Annotated in this window: 20 protein-coding genes; 11 read left to right on the top strand and 9 right to left on the bottom strand. The window is 45.6% G+C overall.

Annotation, left to right across the window (positions count from 1 at the left end):
* The first annotated feature begins 28 nt into the window (after positions 1 to 28).
* The 4 genes from ACSSU7_RS06030 to ACSSU7_RS06015 all read left to right on the top strand — a co-directional run bounded on the left by ACSSU7_RS06030 (position 29) and on the right by ACSSU7_RS06015 (position 3,568).
* Positions 29 to 982: an ankyrin repeat domain-containing protein gene (locus ACSSU7_RS06030; RefSeq protein ID WP_492515686.1), complete on the top strand. Its 954-nt coding sequence runs from the start codon at positions 29 to 31 to the stop codon at positions 980 to 982.
* Positions 983 to 1,028: 46 nt separating this feature from the next.
* Positions 1,029 to 2,648: an NAD+ synthase gene (locus ACSSU7_RS06025; RefSeq protein ID WP_492515685.1), complete on the top strand. Its 1,620-nt coding sequence runs from the start codon at positions 1,029 to 1,031 to the stop codon at positions 2,646 to 2,648.
* A 118-nt stretch (positions 2,649 to 2,766) separates the two neighbouring features.
* Positions 2,767 to 3,105, top strand: coding sequence for a P-II family nitrogen regulator (locus ACSSU7_RS06020; RefSeq protein ID WP_492515684.1), 339 nt, complete (start codon positions 2,767 to 2,769; stop codon positions 3,103 to 3,105).
* Positions 3,106 to 3,226: 121 nt separating this feature from the next.
* Positions 3,227 to 3,568: a DMT family protein gene (locus ACSSU7_RS06015; protein WP_492515683.1), complete on the top strand. Its 342-nt coding sequence runs from the start codon at positions 3,227 to 3,229 to the stop codon at positions 3,566 to 3,568.
* 41 nt (positions 3,569 to 3,609) lie between these two features.
* On the opposite strand, the gene ACSSU7_RS06010 is transcribed toward ACSSU7_RS06015, so the two are convergent.
* From ACSSU7_RS06010 to ACSSU7_RS05980, 7 genes are all read right to left on the bottom strand, one after another.
* Positions 3,610 to 4,866: a TIGR03862 family flavoprotein gene (locus ACSSU7_RS06010; RefSeq protein ID WP_492515682.1), complete on the bottom strand. Its 1,257-nt coding sequence runs from the start codon at positions 4,864 to 4,866 to the stop codon at positions 3,610 to 3,612.
* A gap of 149 nt (positions 4,867 to 5,015) precedes the next feature.
* A complete protein-coding gene (feoB, locus tag ACSSU7_RS06005; protein ID WP_492515681.1) occupies positions 5,016 to 6,806 on the bottom strand; it encodes a ferrous iron transport protein B in 1,791 nt (596 codons plus the stop codon).
* Between the two features lie 10 nt (positions 6,807 to 6,816).
* The gene (locus tag ACSSU7_RS06000; protein WP_294840147.1) at positions 6,817 to 7,044 is read right to left on the bottom strand and encodes a FeoA family protein; all 228 of its coding nucleotides are present in this window, start codon (positions 7,042 to 7,044) and stop codon (positions 6,817 to 6,819) included.
* Positions 7,045 to 7,210: 166 nt separating this feature from the next.
* The gene (locus ACSSU7_RS05995; RefSeq protein WP_492515680.1) at positions 7,211 to 7,999 is read right to left on the bottom strand and encodes a peptidylprolyl isomerase; all 789 of its coding nucleotides are present in this window, start codon (positions 7,997 to 7,999) and stop codon (positions 7,211 to 7,213) included.
* A gap of 50 nt (positions 8,000 to 8,049) precedes the next feature.
* Positions 8,050 to 8,304 carry a BolA family protein gene (locus ACSSU7_RS05990; RefSeq protein WP_492515679.1) on the bottom strand — a complete coding sequence of 85 codons (255 nt, stop codon included), beginning with the start codon at positions 8,302 to 8,304 and terminating at the stop codon, positions 8,050 to 8,052.
* 31 nt (positions 8,305 to 8,335) lie between these two features.
* Positions 8,336 to 8,635 carry a YciI family protein gene (locus ACSSU7_RS05985; RefSeq protein WP_492515678.1) on the bottom strand — a complete coding sequence of 100 codons (300 nt, stop codon included), beginning with the start codon at positions 8,633 to 8,635 and terminating at the stop codon, positions 8,336 to 8,338.
* Positions 8,635 to 9,186, bottom strand: a complete 552-nt coding sequence (locus ACSSU7_RS05980) for a septation protein A (protein ID WP_492515677.1) — start codon at positions 9,184 to 9,186, stop codon at positions 8,635 to 8,637. The genes ACSSU7_RS05985 and ACSSU7_RS05980 overlap by 1 nt, the downstream gene beginning before the upstream one ends.
* A 175-nt stretch (positions 9,187 to 9,361) precedes the next feature.
* Here ACSSU7_RS05980 and ACSSU7_RS05975 point away from each other — a divergent pair, with 175 nt between their 5' ends.
* The 7 genes from ACSSU7_RS05975 (at position 9,362) to ACSSU7_RS05945 (ending at position 15,558) form a co-directional block, all read left to right on the top strand.
* Positions 9,362 to 10,240, top strand: a complete 879-nt coding sequence (locus ACSSU7_RS05975) for a 3',5'-nucleoside bisphosphate phosphatase (protein WP_492515676.1) — start codon at positions 9,362 to 9,364, stop codon at positions 10,238 to 10,240.
* Between the two features lie 6 nt (positions 10,241 to 10,246).
* On the top strand, positions 10,247 to 10,873 hold the full coding sequence (locus ACSSU7_RS05970; protein ID WP_492515675.1) for an L-threonylcarbamoyladenylate synthase: 627 nt from the start codon (positions 10,247 to 10,249) through the stop codon (positions 10,871 to 10,873).
* 97 nt (positions 10,874 to 10,970) lie between these two features.
* Complete coding sequence (locus ACSSU7_RS05965; protein ID WP_492515674.1) at positions 10,971 to 11,606, top strand: site-2 protease family protein; 636 nt, start codon at positions 10,971 to 10,973, stop codon at positions 11,604 to 11,606.
* A 71-nt stretch (positions 11,607 to 11,677) separates the two neighbouring features.
* Positions 11,678 to 12,880 carry a tryptophan--tRNA ligase gene (locus tag ACSSU7_RS05960; protein WP_492515673.1) on the top strand — a complete coding sequence of 401 codons (1,203 nt, stop codon included), beginning with the start codon at positions 11,678 to 11,680 and terminating at the stop codon, positions 12,878 to 12,880.
* Between the two features lie 6 nt (positions 12,881 to 12,886).
* Positions 12,887 to 13,672 carry a segregation and condensation protein A gene (locus tag ACSSU7_RS05955; RefSeq protein WP_492517766.1) on the top strand — a complete coding sequence of 262 codons (786 nt, stop codon included), beginning with the start codon at positions 12,887 to 12,889 and terminating at the stop codon, positions 13,670 to 13,672.
* On the top strand, positions 13,665 to 14,204 hold the full coding sequence (gene scpB / locus ACSSU7_RS05950; RefSeq protein WP_492515672.1) for an SMC-Scp complex subunit ScpB: 540 nt from the start codon (positions 13,665 to 13,667) through the stop codon (positions 14,202 to 14,204). Before ACSSU7_RS05955 ends, scpB begins: the two co-directional genes overlap by 8 nt.
* A gap of 229 nt (positions 14,205 to 14,433) precedes the next feature.
* Complete coding sequence (locus ACSSU7_RS05945; RefSeq protein WP_492515671.1) at positions 14,434 to 15,558, top strand: pseudouridine synthase; 1,125 nt, start codon at positions 14,434 to 14,436, stop codon at positions 15,556 to 15,558.
* A 157-nt stretch (positions 15,559 to 15,715) separates the two neighbouring features.
* On the opposite strand, the gene ACSSU7_RS05940 is transcribed toward ACSSU7_RS05945, so the two are convergent.
* Together ACSSU7_RS05940 and prmB are read right to left on the bottom strand one after the other, a co-directional pair.
* A complete protein-coding gene (locus ACSSU7_RS05940; protein ID WP_492515670.1) occupies positions 15,716 to 16,858 on the bottom strand; it encodes a methyltransferase in 1,143 nt (380 codons plus the stop codon).
* Between the two features lie 351 nt (positions 16,859 to 17,209).
* Positions 17,210 to 18,115, bottom strand: coding sequence for a 50S ribosomal protein L3 N(5)-glutamine methyltransferase (prmB, locus tag ACSSU7_RS05935; RefSeq protein WP_492515669.1), 906 nt, complete (start codon positions 18,113 to 18,115; stop codon positions 17,210 to 17,212).
* Positions 18,116 to 18,119 lie beyond the last annotated feature (4 nt).

Genomic DNA, 18,119 nt, shown 5'->3' with positions numbered 1-18,119 from the left:
TTTAGAGAGCGATTACTTAGTGAAACCTATGCAAACATTGGCTATACGCTTATTTACCCTACTGTTTACAGGCTTGCTGTCTGTTTCGCAGGTTTACGCGGCAGAGGATATTGCCTATTTGCTGACGGCAGCTTCAAAGGGTGATGTAGCAACCGTCAATGCGATGCTGGCGAGTGGCGCAAATCCTAATATCAAAGACGAAGAGGGCATTACTGCGTTGATGTATGCTGCGCGTAAAGATAACGCGGATGTGGTTGCTGCGCTTGTTGCCAAAGGTGCCGATATTAACGCTAAGGACAACGATGCCTGGACTGCTTTAATGTATGCAGCGAAAAAGAATCACGTTGCTACAGTTAAAAAACTACTGGAGCTGGGTGCTAATTCGGCCGCAAGAGATGGCGCAGGCTGGAGTGCTTTTGGCTTAGCCGCCTCTTCTGGGTATTCTGCAACCGTTGCTTTACTAGTTAAGCATGGTGCAGATGTTAATATCAAAAGTGATGATGGCAAAACGGTATTAATGCACGCTGCTAAAAGCGGTGATGTGGAAACAGTGCGAGTATTGCTAGAGAACAAAGCCGATGTCAGCATGCAGGATAGCTTTGGCGTTACTGCAATGATGATTGCTGCGCGCGAAGGACATGCTCCAGTCGTAGATTTTTTACTTAAGCATGGTGCGCAGGTTAATCAGAAAGACTCAACCAAGTGGACTGCACTCACTTGGGCGGTAAAAAAAGCAAAAATTGAGGTGGTGAAAGTGTTAGTCATGGCTGGCGCGAATGTGAATAATCTTGATTCACAAGGCACACCGTTGCTACATATTGCTGTTGATAATGGCGATGCTGAAATGGTGAAATTGCTACTCGATCATCAGGCAAAAGTGAAGGCTAAAGATCAGTATGGATTAACGGCTTTGGTTTATGCACTTAAGGGGCAGCATACTGAAATCATCAAATTGATTAAAGATGCTGGCGGTAGCTATTGATGCCTAGGCGATTTGTTTCTATCTAAATTAAAGTAGTTATTCATCAATGAAAATTGCAATCGCGCAAATCAACTGTATTGTCGGAGACTTAGCCGGTAATGCAAAAAAAATCGTTTCTTATGCCACTATGGCTAAAGAGCAGGGCGCAACTTTAGTGGTAACGCCCGAGCTTTCCTTATGCGGTTACTCCCCTGAAGATTTACTATTACGTCCAGACTTTCTACTGGCCTGTGATGATGCACTGGCTGTGCTTGCCAAGCAATTGTCAGATATGACGGTGATTGTCGGGCATCCGCATCAAGTGGGCGACCAGTGTTTTAATGCAGCCTCCATTTTAGAGGGTGGCAGCATAGTTGCCACTTACCATAAGCAAGCCTTGCCTAATTATGGCGTGTTTGATGAAAAGCGTTATTTCACGCCGGGCTCTGAGGCGCTGGTGTTTAATCATTGTGGAGTTAAGGTCGGTTTATTAATTTGCGCCGATGTCTGGGAGCCAAAGCCGGCATTGTTGGCGAAGGTGGCGGGTGCTGAGCTATTAATTGCAATGAATGGCTCACCTTATCATATGAAAAAGCAGAGCACCCGGTTTGAGGTGTTAAAGCAACGCGCTGTAGAAAATAATCTGCCAGTGGTTTATGTCAACATGGTGGGCGGCCAAGATGAGTTGGTGTTTGATGGCGCCTCTTTTGTATTAAATGCGCAAGGTGAAGTTGTTGCTGAGTTGGATGTATTTGAGTCGCAACTGGAGGTGATTGAGTTTGACCACGCCCAGCCCATCTATGGGGATGTTACGCAAAGCCTGTCACTTGAAGCAACGGTCTATAAAGCATTAAAATTAGGACTTGCCGATTATATTAATAAAAATGGTTTTCCTGGCGTGGTCATTGGCCTCTCCGGTGGCGTAGATTCTGCCTTAACGTTGGCATTGGCGGTAGATGCCATCGGTGCGGACAAGGTGCATGCAGTAATGATGCCATCTGAGTTTACTGCGGATATGAGCGTGAATGACGCACGTGAAATGGCAGATATTGTTGGCGTAGAATATAGTGAGATTGCGATTAAGCCGCTGTACGAAACTTATTTAGTTGCACTGTCACCTCAGTTTGGCGATATGCCATTTGACGCTACTGAAGAAAACCTGCAGGCGCGTATCCGTGGCATGTTGCTGATGGCAATATCCAATAAATTTGGCAGCATCGTGGTGACAACCGGCAATAAGAGCGAAATGGCAGTTGGCTACTGCACGCTGTATGGCGACATGGCAGGCGGCTTTGCTTTATTGAAAGATGTGCCTAAAACCTTGGTTTATCGCTTATGTGCGTATCGTAATCAGCTCTCTAGGGTGATTCCTGAGCGCATCATTACACGGCCGCCATCTGCTGAGCTTAGGGCAAACCAAGTGGATCAGGATAGCTTGCCACCTTATGACGTGTTGGATGGCATTATTGAAGCCTATGTTGAAGATGATTTGTCTCGGGCAGACATTGTTGCGCTAGGCTACCCAATTGCAGATATTAATCGTGTGATTGCCATGATTGATCGCAATGAGTATAAACGCAGGCAGTCGCCAGTGGGCGTACGTATCACAGACAAAGGGTTTGGTAAGGACAGACGTTACCCTATCACTGCGAAGCTAAACGAATATTGGAAAACTAGATTAAACTAGCCTGTATGTAGTCAGCATAGCAAGTATTGCGAAACACCACTGAAGCTTCAACGTAAGTGTATTAAAGTAGTAAATCAATAAAATTATAGAAATTAAATACTATTAGGAGTTTGCCGGTATGAAAAAAATCGAAGCGATTATTAAGCCATTCAAATTAGATGAAGTGCGTGAAGCGTTATCTGAAATTGGTGTAAATGGTTTAACCGTGACAGAGGTTAAAGGCTTCGGTCGTCAAAAAGGACATACAGAGCTATACCGTGGCGCTGAGTATGTGGTTGATTTCCTGCCTAAAATTAAATTAGAGTTAGTGGTAGCTGATGCAATTGTTGAGTCTGCTGTGGATGCCATTATTAATGCTGCACATACTGGTAAAATCGGTGACGGTAAGATTTTTGTAAGCAACATAGAGCAAGTGGTACGTATCAGAACGGGTGAAACAGGCGAAGCAGCTGTTTAATTCTACGCTGGGCATGAAGAGTCAATATGCATCAATCATATTACTAAACTTGCCCTGCAATCTGGTACATCGTGTAATCGTTGATTGATTATTCTAGCCTTACTTAAGCTCGTCTGGTTTTATGCCCGTCATTTTTAAAACGATTCTGCTACTTACCATTTCCAACGTATTTATGACGTTTGCTTGGTATGCCCATTTAAAAAACCTCAATAATAAACCTTGGATCATTGCTGCACTGGTGAGCTGGGGTGTTGCGCTCTTGGAGTATTTATTTCAGGTGCCAGCAAACCGCATTGGGTTTACGGTGATGTCGCTCGCGCAGTTGAAGATATTGCAAGAGGTGATTACGCTCGTGGTATTTGTCCCATTTGCGGTTTTTTATATGCAACAGCCCATGAAGCTGGACTTCTTATGGGCAGGGCTCTGCTTGATGGGGGCGGTTTATTTTATGTTTAGAACATAATTGTCATTACGTTCTCAATATAATGAGTCACGCTTGATTAACTAATATGCGTGATTAGCATTTAGCCAGTCAATCACCCCTAATCCCGCGCTACGCCCAGATGCAAAGCAAGCCGTGAGCAGATAACCGCCAGTGGGGGCTTCCCAGTCTAGCATTTCTCCCGCACAGAATACACCAGGCAAAGCCTTGATCATCAGGTGTTCATTTAAGCATTCAAAATTAACCCCGCCAGCGCTGCTGATCGCTTCATCAATTGGACGTGTTGAGGTTAGCTTAAGCGGCAGTGCTTTAATTGCGTTGCTGAGCTTAACTGGGTGTGTATAGTCTTGTGCGGATACTAACTCACGCAATAATCCGGCTTTAATGCCTTTGATACCAAGTCGGCTTTGGAGGTGGCTTGATAGCGAACGAGAGCCGCGTGGGTGGCTTACGTCAGCAAGTACTTGATCTAACGACCTGTCAGGTAGCAGGTCTAAATGTATGGTCGCTTCGCCGCTAGTCTCTATCGTGTTGCGGATATTGGCAGAAAGTGCATAAATCAAGCCGCCTTCTATCCCATTTTCCGTAATCATGCATTCACCTTGTTTGCGTTGTATCTGCGCGTGTTCATCTAACATAGATATTGCAATCGTCTTAAGCGGCGAGCCAGCAAAGCGGGAGGTAAAGTGCTCGCTCCAGTGCGTGTTGAACCCGCAATTGGCTGGCTTTAATGGGGATACGGCGATGCCATGATCGCCAAACAAGTTTACCCAGGCGCCATCAGAGCCCAGTCGAGCCCAACTGCCGCCACCTAAGGCGAACACAACTGCATCAGCTTCAGTGATGATATCGCCATCTGGTGTGCTAAATTTTAGTTTACCGTTGTCCCAGCCTGTCCAGCGGTGACGCATATGAAAGCTAACGCCAGCTTCACGTAAACGATGTAACCAAGCACGTAATAACGGCGCGGCTTTCATCTCTGTTGGAAATACACGACCAGAAGAACCGACAAAAGTGTCAATTCCCAGCGCATGTATCCATTCGCGCAGCGCTTGTGGACCCATGGTATCTAGTAGTGGTGCAATCTGTACCTGGCGCGTGCCATAACGCGCGAGAAACGGTGCTTGCGCTTCGGAATGGGTGATGTTCATGCCACCTTTGCCTGCCATCAGAAATTTACGGCCTACGCTTGGCATCGCGTCGTATAAGTCTACGTGGATGCCTGCTAGGCTTAAGGTTTCTGCTGCCATTAGCCCGGCAGGGCCGCCGCCAATGATGGCAACTTTAGGTGATTTTACGATATTGGATGGATTTGTCACGATTCAATGCGGCTGAAGATTGGGCGTAATTGCTAAAGTCACATTGTAAGGCTTGTTAAGTTTTGTGAGGTGCCGAGTTTCTCAATTAGTCATCAATATGGTGGCTAATTGAGAATATGGCGTATTTGAAGCCTAAATTAAAACGGAAGTTAGTAGCCAAGTAAGCGCGCACTTTGATAGAAGATGAAGCTAACAATCCATGCTAGACCTAAAGACCAAGCAATTGATAGCCACATAAATGCAGTGCTTTTGGATTCATTTTTAATCGTGGCTATCGTAGATAGGCACGGGGTGTAAATCAAGGTAAACAGCATAAAGCTTAATGCTTGCACCCAGTCAATTTGGGTTGCCATTTGTGCCATGAGCGCATCACCTTGCAGACCGTAAATGACCGCTAGTGCACCGACTACAATTTCTTTCGCAACAAAGCCAAAAATTAAGGCAATGGCAAGCTCGTGATTAATGCCAATCGGGTCTAGTATTGGCGTGAAGAATACGCCGATTTGACCTGCATAGGTGTCGATACTTGCAGGCGCCACGTTGCTTGGGAAGTTGGTCAACAGCCATACCAGTACTACGCCCAGTACAATGAACTTACTAGCGCGGTTTAAAAAGTGTTTTACTTCATGCCAGCCACGTAACACAATCTGACGTGGGGTAGGGAAGCGGTAAGGCGGTAGCTCCAAAATAAAGGGCTCGGTATTTTTATATTGGTTTTGAAATAAAAGCGCAGTTAAAAACATGGTGAAGAAGCTCATCACGTACAGCGAGAACAAGATTAACGGTGCTTTACTTGGGCTAAACAGCGCTGCAATCATAAAGATAAATACCTGCATCCTGGCGGAGCATAATGAAAGCGGTATCACCAGCATGGTGAGTAGGCGCATGCTGCGTGAGCGCATGATGCGCGTACCCATAATCGCCGGCACGTTGCAGCCAAAGCCCATCAGCATCATGACAAAGCTGCGCCCATCTAGCCCCATTTTTGCCATGATGGCATCCATGAGAAACGCTGCGCGTGATAAATAGCCGCTGTCTTCAACCATCGACATGACTAAGAAGAATAAGATAATAATCGGTACAAATGCCGCAACCGTGGCTACGCCATTATAAATACCATCTAACATCAAGCCACTTAACCATGTAGGTGCATTTGTGAAAAGTGGGTTGAGTAACTCGGTGCGCAGCAGGTCTAACAGCCAAGCTAAGCCATCTTGTATCGGCGCGCCTACTGCAAAGATAAATTGAAACAGCAAAAACATGGCGGCAAAAAATAGTGGTAAGCCCAACCATTTGTGCAATAACACTCTGTCTATTTTGTCAGTAACGTCGTCGGTGAGTGTGGTCGGAATCTGCACATGGTGCTGAATCAGCTCATGCATTTCATCCTCAATATCATGCTCTTCTTTGAGCATTAGGCCAATACTTTGCGGGTTAGTGGTCGTCTCTTGCTGGTTAATGACAGCGGTGGCGGCAGCCAGTGCTTTAGGTAAGCCATCACCATATTTTGCACTAATCTGAATCACTGGGAGGCCTAGGGTTTGGCTTAGACCTTCTGTGTCGATGGTAATACCTGCGCGCTTAGCTTCGTCCGTCATATTGAGCGCAAGCACAATAGGAAAGCCTAGTTTTTTAATTTGCAGCAGCAGTGAAAGTTGGCGGTCAATTTGCGTACTATTGAGTAGTACCACTAGTAAATTAACAGGGTTACTGGTGATGAAGTGTCTAACGACTTGTTCATCTTCTGAGAAACCATGCAGATCGTAAATACCTGGTAAATCAATCAGTTCGACAATATTGCCGCCGAGTAAGATTTTTGCACTCAGTAAATCGACTGTGATGCCAGGCCAGTTACCTACGCGCGCAGAGGCACCGCTAATGCGATTGAATAGCGTGGATTTTCCAGTATTTGGCATACCGAGTAACGCAATACGCTTCATTTATTTAACTTTATATTGCGTTGATTTGAATACGGTCAGCTTCTGTGACGCGCAGAATGACATCTGTAGTGCCAAGACGCACATGAATCGGGCCATTAAAACTGGCGCGGCGCATGATGCTTAAAGGCTTGCCGACGCGAAACCCCAGCGCCGTCAGGCGATGGAACAGTGAATCTTCAGCTTCTATTGCTGAGATAACTGCACGTTGACCAGCTTTTAATTGTGATAAAAATTGCATATAGATTGAAGGATGCATTTTATAGATGATAACAATTCTTATTATCGCATAATTTGGGAGAAAGTGCAGGCGGTCGCCCAAAAATAACGCCAAAAATAACAGGTGCTACAGATGTGGCACAGATGAAAAAGGCCCCATCACTGGAGCCTTTTTCACGGTTATATCATTACTTGCTAATGTCGATTTTTGCTTTAGCGCGTAAGTCGCTCATTAGTTTTTCTAGGTTGCGTTGTTGCAGGTTCTTTTGTAAGCCATCTTTTAGTTTTTCGTAAGGAAGAGGCTGTGCTGGGCGTGTATCTACGAGTTTAATCACATGCCAGCCAAATTGCGTTTGCACTGGGCTGTTTGATGTTGCGCCTTTTTGTAAGTTAGCCACTACATCGCTAAATGGTTTTACCATGGTTGCTGGTGAGAACCAGCCTAAATCGCCGCCTTTGTCTTTAGAGCCGGGATCTAATGACTTTTCTTTGGCAAGTTTTGCAAAATCACCACCTTTGCCTAGTTGGGCAATGATGTCTTTAGCTTCTGCTTCAGTTTTAACTAAAATATGGCGCGCGCTGTACTCTTTGTCGCCGTATGCAGTTTTGTACTTCTCGTAAGCCGCTTTTGTATCTGCATCTGAAACTGGATGTTTTTTCACGTAGTCTTGTAAAAATACGCTGGTCAATAGTTTGCGGCTACCAAGCTCTTCACGTGCTTGGAAGTCAGGTTGTTTATCCAGGCCTAATTTCTGCGCTTCTTGGTATACCAACTCAGAGCTGACAAGCTCATCAATAATTGCTGCTTTGGTGTTGGCATCAATCTTTTGGCCGTTTGCAGTCACGTCTTTAACAATGACATCATAAAGTGATTGTTTAACTGGCTTGCCATTCACTGTTGCTAGTGCATCAGCGGCAAATGCTGATGGCGTCATCGATAAAATAGCAACGGCAATTAATGTTTGTGTTAATTTCATTAGTAAAACATCCTTAAGTATTAAATTTAGGTAGTAAATTTTGACGTAGTTTAAACTTCATCTGTTGCAATTGCATGAATACTGAGTGCGTGAATCTTATGTGGTATTAAATCTGCCAGCGCCTGATACACAAGGCGATGACGCATTATCTGTGATTTACCACAAAAATGCGAGCTAGTGATATTGAGCTTGTAATGCCCGCCACCGCCATTACCTTGGTGGCCTGCATGTAGCGTGCTTTCGTCTATTAAATCCAGTGCAATCGGGTCTAACGCCTGTAAACGTGTTTTGATTTGGTCAATCATTTTTAGATTATTAATGCTCAGTAAGTGCTACTTAGGGTAGTGTTTTTCTAAAAGGTTTCACTGTCACTTGATGATAAACACCTGCGGTGACAAATGGGTCTTGGTTTGCCCAAGTGGTAGCTTCTTCTAGGCTTGTAAATTCGGCCACAATTAAACTGCCTGAGAACCCTGCTGGGCCGGGGTCTTCACTGTCTATGCTTGGGAACGGGCCCGCAAGCAGGAGGCGGCCTGCATTTTGCAAGTCTTGCAGGCGGCTTAGGTGCTCGGGCCGCGCTGCCAAGCGTTTTTCTAAGCTGTTAGGCGTATCTTCGGCCATGATTGCGTACCACATTATTGTGCATCCCCTTTGTCGTCTTCTTTAGGTAAGTACTTGCTGATCATAATGGTTTGCAAAATAATAAAGCCAAACATAATGCCGGTAATGCCGAACAGCTTGAAGTTTACCCATGTATCTTGTGAGTAGTTAAACGCTACATAAAGGTTGATAAAGCCTAGTGCGGTGAATAGCAAAGCCCAGGCAACATTAAGGCTAGACCAAACGTTATCAGGCAATTTAACCTGCTTTTCCATTAGGCTGCGCATCGGGTTTTTCTTAAAAAAGAGCTGGGAAGTAAGCAAACCAGCAGCAAACAGCCAGTACAAAATGCTAGGCTTCCATTGAATAAATGTGGGGTCTTTAAGCAATAAAGTGGCGCCGCCAAATACGGTGATGATGACGCCGCTGAGTAAGAGCATTTTTTCAACTACGCCATGTTTGATTTTGACATAGACAATCTGCGCGATGGTGGCGACGATAGCCACGGCAGTTGCGGTGAAAATGCCAAAAAATTTAAAGGCAATAAAAAATAAAATAACAGGGAACAAATCAAACAGAAACTTCATATTCACTCTTTGTAAATAAAAACTTAGGACACACAAGTGCCAAACAATACTTTGGTGCAATGTGCTATTTTGCTATTATAGTTACTCGCCTGCAAGGCGTAATTTTAGTTGATTGAATTAGATGCTTAGTTTCAATCAGGTGTTTTCTTAGGGGTTGAACTGGCGCAAGCTATTGATGACCAATGGTTTAATGATAGATTTACATTCACACTCCAATATTTCTGATGGTTTACTTACTCCAACTGAGCTCGTTGCGCACGCTGCGCAGCATGGGGTGACTGTGCTCGCATTGACCGACCATGATGATATTAGCGGTTTGTCTGAGGCGCGGCAGGCGGCTGGCTTACATGGTATTCAATTAATTAATGGTGTGGAAATTTCAGTGACATGGAAAAAGCGCACCTTGCATATCGTTGGCTTAAATGTCGATGTAGAAAATGAGGCACTCAAGACTGGATTGGCTGCGGTACGCCAAGGCCGCTTGGAGCGCGCCAAGCAGATGGCGGCTGGCCTAGAAAAGTCTGGCATTCATGGCAGTTTTGAGTGGACCTCTGCCCGTGCGGGGCAAAGCATACTGACACGTATGCATTTTGCACGCTTTTTGGTGGAGCATCAGTATGCCAAAGATACAAAATCGGTATTTAAAAAGTATCTAGTCAAAGGTAAACCTGGTTTTGTTGACCACCAATGGATGGATTTGGAATCGGCAGTGAGCTTGATTGTAAATAGTGGTGGCGAGGCGGTGTTGGCGCATCCTGGACGTTATGATATACGCCGCACCAATATGTTATTGCTGCTGGAGGAGTTTAGAGCACTAGGCGGTACTGCGATTGAAGTGGTGACCGGTAGCCATACCGGCGCGCAGTATGTTGAATATGCAAAATATGCGCAATTATTTGGGTTAAGAGCATCACAAGGTTCTGATTATCACGGTAAGGGTATTAGCTTTATGGAAATGGGGCGACTGCCCGCGTTGCCTAGCAGTTGTGTTCCCGTGTGGCAAGATTGGCCTCATGTAAAGTTGCCATCCGAGCCGTCACCAATAGAAAATTAGGGATACATGTCACAATTCTTTAATATTAATTTAAGTAACCCTCAGCCACGTCTAATTGCACAAACCGCAGATATTTTACGTAAAGGCGGTGTGATTGTTTACCCTACAGATTCAGGCTATGCCTTGGGTTGTATGCTGGGACACGCAGATGCACAAACACGTATTCGTCAGATACGTGGCGTAGATGATAAGCATTTATTTAGTTTGATGTGCCGTAACTTGAGTGAGCTTGGAAACTATGCGGTGGTGAGTAATAGCCAGTTTCGTTTACTGAAAGCCAATACACCTGGTGCCTATACGTTTATTTTAAACGCAACGCGTGAAGTGCCGCGTAAATTACAGCATCCCAAACGCAGTACCATTGGCATCCGCGTGCCGCAGCACCCTGTGGTACAGGCTTTGTTAGAAGCAATTGATACACCGTTACTTAGCATGACTTTGAGTCTACCGCATGAAGAAGATCTGTCTATGATGGCACCGTGGGAAATTCGTGAGCGCTTGGAGCATGTGGTGGATTTAGTGATTGAAGTAGAGCACTGCGAGGCTGGAGCGACCACCGTGATTGATTTAACCAGCGAGATACCTGTGCTAGTGCGTGAGGGCTTGGGTGACTTAAGCCCGTTTTCTTTTTAACCGTGGTAAGTTCAATTGGGCAAATGAGACTTTGATTGACTGGGCCAATGTGCGCCCACATTACATACCCAAAAGATATATCTAAACAGAGCGATTTATGGAACTAACAATCATACAAAAAATAGCGATTTATGCGTTGCCCGTGATTTTCGCCATCACGGTGCATGAAGCGGCACACGGCTATGTGGCAAAGTATTTTGGAGATATGACTGCTTTTAATGCAGGTCGCATCACACTTAATCCATTAAAGCATATTGATCCTTTTGGTACGGTTCTGCTGCCAGCATTAACTATCATGCTGGGCGGCATTTTATTCGGCTGGGCTAAACCTGTCCCTGTAGACTTTGGGCGTTTGCGTAACCCTAAAAAAGACATGCTGTGGGTGGCTGCGGCCGGGCCGGCTTCTAACTTTGTTATGGCTGTGTTCTGGGTGCTGGCGTTGAAATACGCAGCGTTCGCCCCCGATACGATTGCTTACCCTGTATCGTTAATGGCAGAAGCAGGTATCAAAATTAATCTGGTTCTGATGGTGCTTAATTTATTACCATTGCCGCCATTGGATGGTGGACGTATTGCCGTGAGCTTGCTCCCGTACCGTTTGGCGCGGTCTTTTGCCAAAATAGAGCCATATGGTTTCGTGATTTTAATTGTGCTTTTATTTACTGGTGTGCTGGGTAGTATCTTGCAGCCATTAATTAACATAGTAGGCGGATTACTGAGTAATCTTTTGTAGGCACTGGGTGATTGGTTTTACAGGCATAGTTAGTATAATAAGCACATATTTAATTTAGGGTTTTTCATCACATGGCAATAGAACGCGTTTTATCGGGCATGCGCCCTACAGGCAATCTGCATTTGGGGCACTATAACGGTGTGTTGAAAAACTGGATACGCTTGCAGCATGAGCATGAATGTTTGTTTTTTGTTGCAGATTGGCATGCGTTAACTACGCACTACGATACGCCGGAAGTGATTGAAGAAAGCGTGTGGGAGATGGTGATTGACTGGTTAGCCGCAGGCGTGGATCCAGCAAGTGCAACCATTTTTATTCAATCGCGCGTGCCTGAGCATGCTGAGTTGCATACATTATTATCAATGATTACGCCATTGAGCTGGCTAGAACGCGTACCTACCTATAAAGATCAGCAAGAAAAGTTATCAAGCAAAGATTTATCAACCTATGGCTTTTTAGGTTATCCGCTGCTGCAAAGTGCCGATATCTTAATCTACAAGGCAACACAAGTGCCTGTGGGTGAAGACCAAATTCCGCATATTGAATTTACTCGTGAGATTGCACGCCGTTTTAACCATATTTATGGCAAAGAAAAAGGTTTTGAAGAAAAAGCTGAAGCTGCGATTAAGAAATTAGGTAGCAAGCGCGGTTCACTGTATCAGGAAATGCGTACCGCCTACCAACAAAGCGGTGACGAAGAGGCGTTAGAAACAGCGCGCGCCATGATTCAAGAGCAGCAAGGTATGAGCATGGGCGATAAAGAGCGCTTGCTGGGTTACCTTGAGGGCGGTGGCAAAATGATTTTGATCGAGCCAGACTACAAGTTGACCCCAGCTTCAAAAATGCCAGGTTTAGATGGACAAAAAATGTCTAAATCGTACAACAACACGATTTCATTACGTGAAGATGTTGATAGCGTTGCTAAAAAAATCAAAACCATGCCGACAGACCCAGCGCGTATTCGCCGCACGGATCCAGGTGATCCGGCAAAGTGCCCAGTATGGCAGTTGCATGAAATTTACTCAGATAAATCTACCCAAGATTGGGTTCAATCTGGCTGTAGAGGCGCGAGTATTGGCTGTATTGAGTGCAAGAGCCCGGTAATTGAGGGTGTGCTTAAAGAGTTAAAACCGATTCAAGAACGTGCCGCAGAGTATGCAGAAGACCCAACCTTAGTGAAAAACATCGTTGCCGATGGTTGTGAACGCGCAAGAAAGCTCGCACGCGAAACCATGCGTGATGTGCGTGATGCGATGGGGTTGAATTATAGCTAGCGCCATATTGTGATAGAGACCCAGCGCAATGCAAAGATTAAGGGTGAAGAGTTTACAACCCTGCCCAAGGATTTGTATATTCCGCCCGATGCATTGGAGGTTTACCTAGAGGCTTTTGAGGGCCCGCTGGATTTATTGCTGTATTTAATCCGTAAACATAATTTAGATATTCTAGATATTCCTATGGCGGACTTAACCCGCCAGTACGTGGAGTATGTGGAAAAAATGCGTGCCATCAAGCTGGAACTGGCGGGTGACTATTTACTGATGTCCGCGATGCTGATTGAAATTAAATCACGCATGCTATTGCCTAAACCAACAGAAATCGCAGAAGAGGATGATCCGCGTGCAGAGTTGGTGAGGCGCCTGATGGAGTATGAGGCTATTAAGCTTGCGGCACAGCGGTTAGATGAAATGCCCAAAGTTGGTGATGGTATTAGCGTTGCCAGTGCCTATTTTGAGCAGATTAATTTAGTGAAACCAGCTGAGGTCAGTTTAGATGACCTGGCTGAGGCATGGCGTAATGTGCTGAAGCGGGCTAGCCATTTTCAGCATCATAAAGTAGGGCGCGCAGAGCTTTCGGTGCGTGAGCATATGAGCTTGATTCTACGGCGCTTACAGTCTGCACGCATGCTGGAGTTTACCGAACTGTTTGATATCGCCCATGATGGTATTCCAAAATTAGTGGTGTGTTTTCTGGCGATACTGGAACTTGCGCGCGAAGGCTTATTACGCATTACGCAACAGCAGCCTTTTTCACTGATATATGTACAAATAAACAGCGATGAGTGAAGCCAGTAATATTCGTGAATTGAAAAATGTGTTGGAGGCTGCCTTACTCACCTCACATCAGCCATTGTCTTTAGATGATATGTTGCGCTTATTTACTGAGCGCATGGAGCGTGCAACGCTGCGTATGCTGCTCGATGAATTAAAGCAGGACTGGGCAGAGCGCACCATGGAGTTAGTGCAGGTGGCTTCTGGCTATCGCTTTCAGGCACGGGAAAAATATACAGCATATTTGATGCGCCTGTACCCAGAAAAGCAGCCGAAATACTCACGTGCGGTGATGGAAACCCTCGCCATTATTGCCTATCGCCAACCCGTGACGCGCGGTGATATTGAAGAGATTCGTGGCGTGGCGGTGAACCCTAATGTGATGCGTCAGTTACAGGAGCGTGACTGGGTTGATGTGGTTGGTCAGCGTGAGGTACCGGGGCGCCCCTCTTTGTATGCAACCACTAAGCACTTTTTGAATGACTTTAACTTGCGTACTTTGGATGAGCTGCCACCGATGGAAGCATTTGTGCCACCTGAAGTATAACCATGGCACCTAAATAAACTTGCCCGGCATCTTTAATGCTTTTGCGATTTAAATGCCATTAACAAAAAAGTTGGCAAAGCCCAGTAACGGGATATCAATCACAAAATTGCCATCACGCAATTTTAAGTGTGACCATCATCGTCATAACTGGTGATAAATCTATTTTATCTACTGCGATTTACTTTATCTGCGGTAAAATTGCAACATTCAATCAAATTAGCGAATTATCATGGCACGTCCTTTTAAGCAACAACGCGATCCGCAACGTCCCGTACGCAGACCAACCACCAATTTCACACCGCTTGCAGTTGATCCAAATGCGCCAGCCGCGCCAACGCAGCGCTTGCACAAGCTTTTGGCATTGGCGGGTTTAGGTTCGCGCCGCGACATGGAAGAGCTGATTGCCAGCGGACGTGTGACTGTTAATGGCCAAATAGCGACTGTAGGTGCCGGTGTGACTGAGCACGATGTAGTACGCTTGGATAGCCGCCCATTACGTTTGCCGTTTGAGGCAGAGTTGCCGCAGGTGTTGATTTACCATAAACCAGAAGGTGAAATCGTTAGTCAGGATGATCCTGAGGGCCGTGCTAGCGTGTTTGATAAGTTACCAAAAGTGAAGAATGGTAAATGGATTGCAATTGGCCGTTTAGATATGAATACCAGCGGCCTGCTAATATTTACCACTTCCGGTGAGTTGGCTAACCGCTTTATGCATCCGCGTTATGAAGTGGAGCGTGAATATGCAGTACGTATTTTTGGTGAATTGACAGAAGGCCAAATCGCACAGCTTAAAGAAGGTATCGAGTTGGAAGATGGCCCAGCTAACTTTGATAGCATCATCCCGCAAGGCGGCGAAGGCGCAAACCACTGGTATCAAGTGATTTTGCGTGAAGGCCGTAACCGTGAGGTACGTAGACTGTTTGAAGCGTTCCAATTACCAGTCAGCCGATTAATGCGTGTGCGTTTTGGCCCAGTAAACTTGCCTCCACGTGTTAAACGCGGAAAAATGCTTAAATTAGAACAAAAAGAGGTTGTGGGTTTATTGGAGTGGGCAGATTTGCCAGTACCAAAAGCACCGCTACGTCAATTAACACAACGTGAAAAATTAAAATCAACCGCGGTATTTACACCAAAAGTACGTAAACAACGTGTGAGTGCCTTGGATAGGCCGCCGCGTGATGCCGCTGAAGGTGAAGCTAAAGGCTATCGTGGTAAACCAGATTCAACACGTGGCTCAGTTGCTAAAAAACCTGCAACAAGAAAACCGGCTGCTAATCGCCGTGTGCGTCAGGCCAGCGATTTAAGTGCGCCGCAGATGCAGAAGAAGAGTGATAGGAATCGTGGACGCGGTTAGTTCGATTTTGAACCATTGAACCTAGAGACAACGCTTTAATAAAATTTGATTGTCTGGTTTGATTGTAAGCATAAAAAATGGCTAAAGATTGATTCTTTAGCCATTTTTATTAGTATAACTGTACGTCTGCGACGCTTTACTATCTGACGTTATCGTCTTAAGCTTTACCTAAGCGCCACAATGAGGTCACTTCTGCTTTTCTTGCGGCATGTAATGGGTCGCTGGCATCTAGTGTTTTGTTGTGTGATGCCTTGGTGTCCATCTTATCAATCACTTTTAAATCTGCTGCGCTTATCCATGCTAGCAGTTCATCGCGCGTTCTTAAGCCTAAGTGCTCAGCAAAGTCTGAAAGTATCAGCCAGCCCTCGCCAGCATCATTTAAATGCGCTTTAAGGCCATTTAAAAAGCCTTTTAGCATCTGGCTGTTCTCATCATAGATTGCAGACTCCAGCACTGAGCTTGGTCTTGCTGGTAACCATGGTGGGTTACACACGATGAGATCGGCTTTGCCATAGCTGCCATCTGGAAATAAATTAGCGTCGAGTATCGTTACCGTATTTTTCATTTCGAGCTGATTGATATTTTTTTGTGCGCAGTCTAAGGCGCGCTGTGCGTTATCGGTTGCGACTACAGTTTTTACGCCACGGTTTGCCAGTATCGCGGCCAGTACGCCGGTGCCAGTACCAATATCAAACGCTGTGGTGCATGGGGTAGGTAATGGCGCTGTATCCACTAGCGTTAGGTATTCACCGCGAATCGGTGAAAACACGCCGTAGCTCGGGTGGATTTTATTGTTGATGACATTAATTTCCACGCCATTTTTGCTCCACTCATAGGCGCCGATTAAACCTAGAATCTCACGTAAAGACACTACAAAAGACTGAGTGCTTTTACCGTAAGCATGTTCGCAAGCCGCTTTAATGTCTGGCGCGCGACGTAGATTGATATGATAACCAACACTGACTTCAAGTAACAACATACCCAAAATTCGGGCTTTTTGTGATTGCGCTTGGCGATGCAGGTGAAATGCTTCGGTCATATTAGCTGGTGCTTTTTTAGGCTTTTTACCTGGGCGATCGATTCTGCGCGAGATTGCTTGCATCAGCTGTTTTGCATTTTGAAAATCACCGCGCCATAACAGTGCTGTGCCTTCACAGCATAGCTTGTAAGCAGCATCGGCCTTGATGGTATCGTCTGCAACCTGTACTTTTTTTGGTGCAGGCGTTGCATTTTCAGAGTGCCATACGCTGGTTTTGGTTTTGCTAGCTTCTTGCCAGCTGATTGTTGGGGTGTCGTTCAAAATGGGTTAACCTTGCTGGTAATTGTGTATATATAGTTAGTTTTACTGAGTCGTGATGGCGACTGATATTTGCATCACGCCACATTTTTTATGTTACGGAGAGTACGGATACTGCCGAATTATAATCGCAATGTGCGACTGGCTGTATTTATTCTGAATCTAGCCTTTAATTGCGGATGTCTTTGTTTGTCTTCGTGCTTGTAACAATAATGGCTTTGCCGATACAAAAAAGCCTTGTTTGGGCAGATTATGCGCGGTGGAGGCTGAGCGTGTGTCAATCAGGCGGCAAGTAATCTTTCTTTGCTTGCCGCCTGATGTTTGGTAGACGTGTGTCAGTATGTAGCGTAATTGTTACAGCGCTACTAACTGATCGCGAGTGAGTAAGAATACAAAAGCGTCTCCTGACGATACCTCTAGCCATGTAAATGGTAAGTCTGGGTAAGCATCAAGCACCGCATCACGGTTGTGGCCGATTTCAACGACAAGTACGCCGTCTTCAGTCAGGTAGTTTGCCGCTTCACGCAAAATAGTATGTGTATGGTCTAGGCCTGCAACGCCGCTGCCTAATGCAAGCTGTGGCTCGTTGCGGTATTCTGCCGGCAACGCAGCCATGGATGGTGCATCCACGTATGGAGGGTTGCTAATGATTAAATCGTATTGTTTGCCTTTAAGTTGGCTAAACATGTCAGATTTAATGGCGGTGATGCGGTCTTGTAAGCCGTAGCTGTTGATGTTGATGTTGCATACATCAATCGCATCTTGCGAAATATCAATCACATCTACTGCTGCATCTGGGAACGCCTCGGCTAATAGCACGCCTAAGCATCCGCTACCGGTGCAAATGTCTGCCGCATTGTTGATAAGCTCCGGGAATTCGATCCAAGGCGCTAGGCCATCGTTAACCAATAGCTCAGCGATAAATGAGCGTGGAATCAAAACACGTTCATCTACGTAAAACTTAAAGCCTTGCAGCCAAGCTTCTTTCAACAGGTAAGCGGTAGGCGTATGTTTGGTAATGCGTTGTTCTACAAAACTGGCGAGTTTGCTGCGCTCGCTGTTGGTGAGCTTTGCATCAAGAAAGTTATCAAGTGTATCTAGAGGCAAGTGTAATGCTCCCATGACGAGCCACACCGCTTCATCGTAGCTGTTATCTGTGCCGTGACCGTAAAAAATGTCGGAGACTTCAAATTGGCTTACGGCAAATCTGAGCCAGTCACGGATCGTCAGCAGTTCGGTGGTTTCTTGATTGTAGGTCATTATT

The sequence above is a fragment of the Methylotenera sp. E1MeOHC1 genome, from assembly GCF_058745595.1.
The sequence above is the reverse complement of the archived record's forward strand: the minus strand, read 5'-3'. Positions and strand labels throughout refer to the sequence as shown.

Excerpts from the sequence above, each read along its gene's own strand:
- ACSSU7_RS06030 (WP_492515686.1), top strand. The coding sequence starts at position 29 with ATGCAAACATTGGCTATACGCTTATTTACCCTACTGTTTACAGGCTTG.
- ACSSU7_RS06025 (WP_492515685.1), top strand. The coding sequence starts at position 1,029 with ATGAAAATTGCAATCGCGCAAATCAACTGTATTGTCGGAGACTTAGCC.
- ACSSU7_RS06020 (WP_492515684.1), top strand. The coding sequence starts at position 2,767 with ATGAAAAAAATCGAAGCGATTATTAAGCCATTCAAATTAGATGAAGTG.
- ACSSU7_RS06015 (WP_492515683.1), top strand. The coding sequence starts at position 3,227 with ATGCCCGTCATTTTTAAAACGATTCTGCTACTTACCATTTCCAACGTA.
- feoB (WP_492515681.1), bottom strand. The coding sequence starts at position 6,806 with ATGAAGCGTATTGCGTTACTCGGTATGCCAAATACTGGAAAATCCACG.
- ACSSU7_RS06000 (WP_294840147.1), bottom strand. The coding sequence starts at position 7,044 with ATGCAATTTTTATCACAATTAAAAGCTGGTCAACGTGCAGTTATCTCA.
- ACSSU7_RS05995 (WP_492515680.1), bottom strand. The coding sequence starts at position 7,999 with ATGAAATTAACACAAACATTAATTGCCGTTGCTATTTTATCGATGACG.
- ACSSU7_RS05990 (WP_492515679.1), bottom strand. The coding sequence starts at position 8,304 with ATGATTGACCAAATCAAAACACGTTTACAGGCGTTAGACCCGATTGCA.
- ACSSU7_RS05985 (WP_492515678.1), bottom strand. The coding sequence starts at position 8,635 with ATGTGGTACGCAATCATGGCCGAAGATACGCCTAACAGCTTAGAAAAA.
- ACSSU7_RS05980 (WP_492515677.1), bottom strand. The coding sequence starts at position 9,186 with ATGAAGTTTCTGTTTGATTTGTTCCCTGTTATTTTATTTTTTATTGCC.
- ACSSU7_RS05975 (WP_492515676.1), top strand. The coding sequence starts at position 9,362 with ATGACCAATGGTTTAATGATAGATTTACATTCACACTCCAATATTTCT.
- ACSSU7_RS05970 (WP_492515675.1), top strand. The coding sequence starts at position 10,247 with ATGTCACAATTCTTTAATATTAATTTAAGTAACCCTCAGCCACGTCTA.
- ACSSU7_RS05965 (WP_492515674.1), top strand. The coding sequence starts at position 10,971 with ATGGAACTAACAATCATACAAAAAATAGCGATTTATGCGTTGCCCGTG.
- ACSSU7_RS05960 (WP_492515673.1), top strand. The coding sequence starts at position 11,678 with ATGGCAATAGAACGCGTTTTATCGGGCATGCGCCCTACAGGCAATCTG.
- scpB (WP_492515672.1), top strand. The coding sequence starts at position 13,665 with ATGAGTGAAGCCAGTAATATTCGTGAATTGAAAAATGTGTTGGAGGCT.
- ACSSU7_RS05945 (WP_492515671.1), top strand. The coding sequence starts at position 14,434 with ATGGCACGTCCTTTTAAGCAACAACGCGATCCGCAACGTCCCGTACGC.
- prmB (WP_492515669.1), bottom strand. The coding sequence starts at position 18,115 with ATGACCTACAATCAAGAAACCACCGAACTGCTGACGATCCGTGACTGG.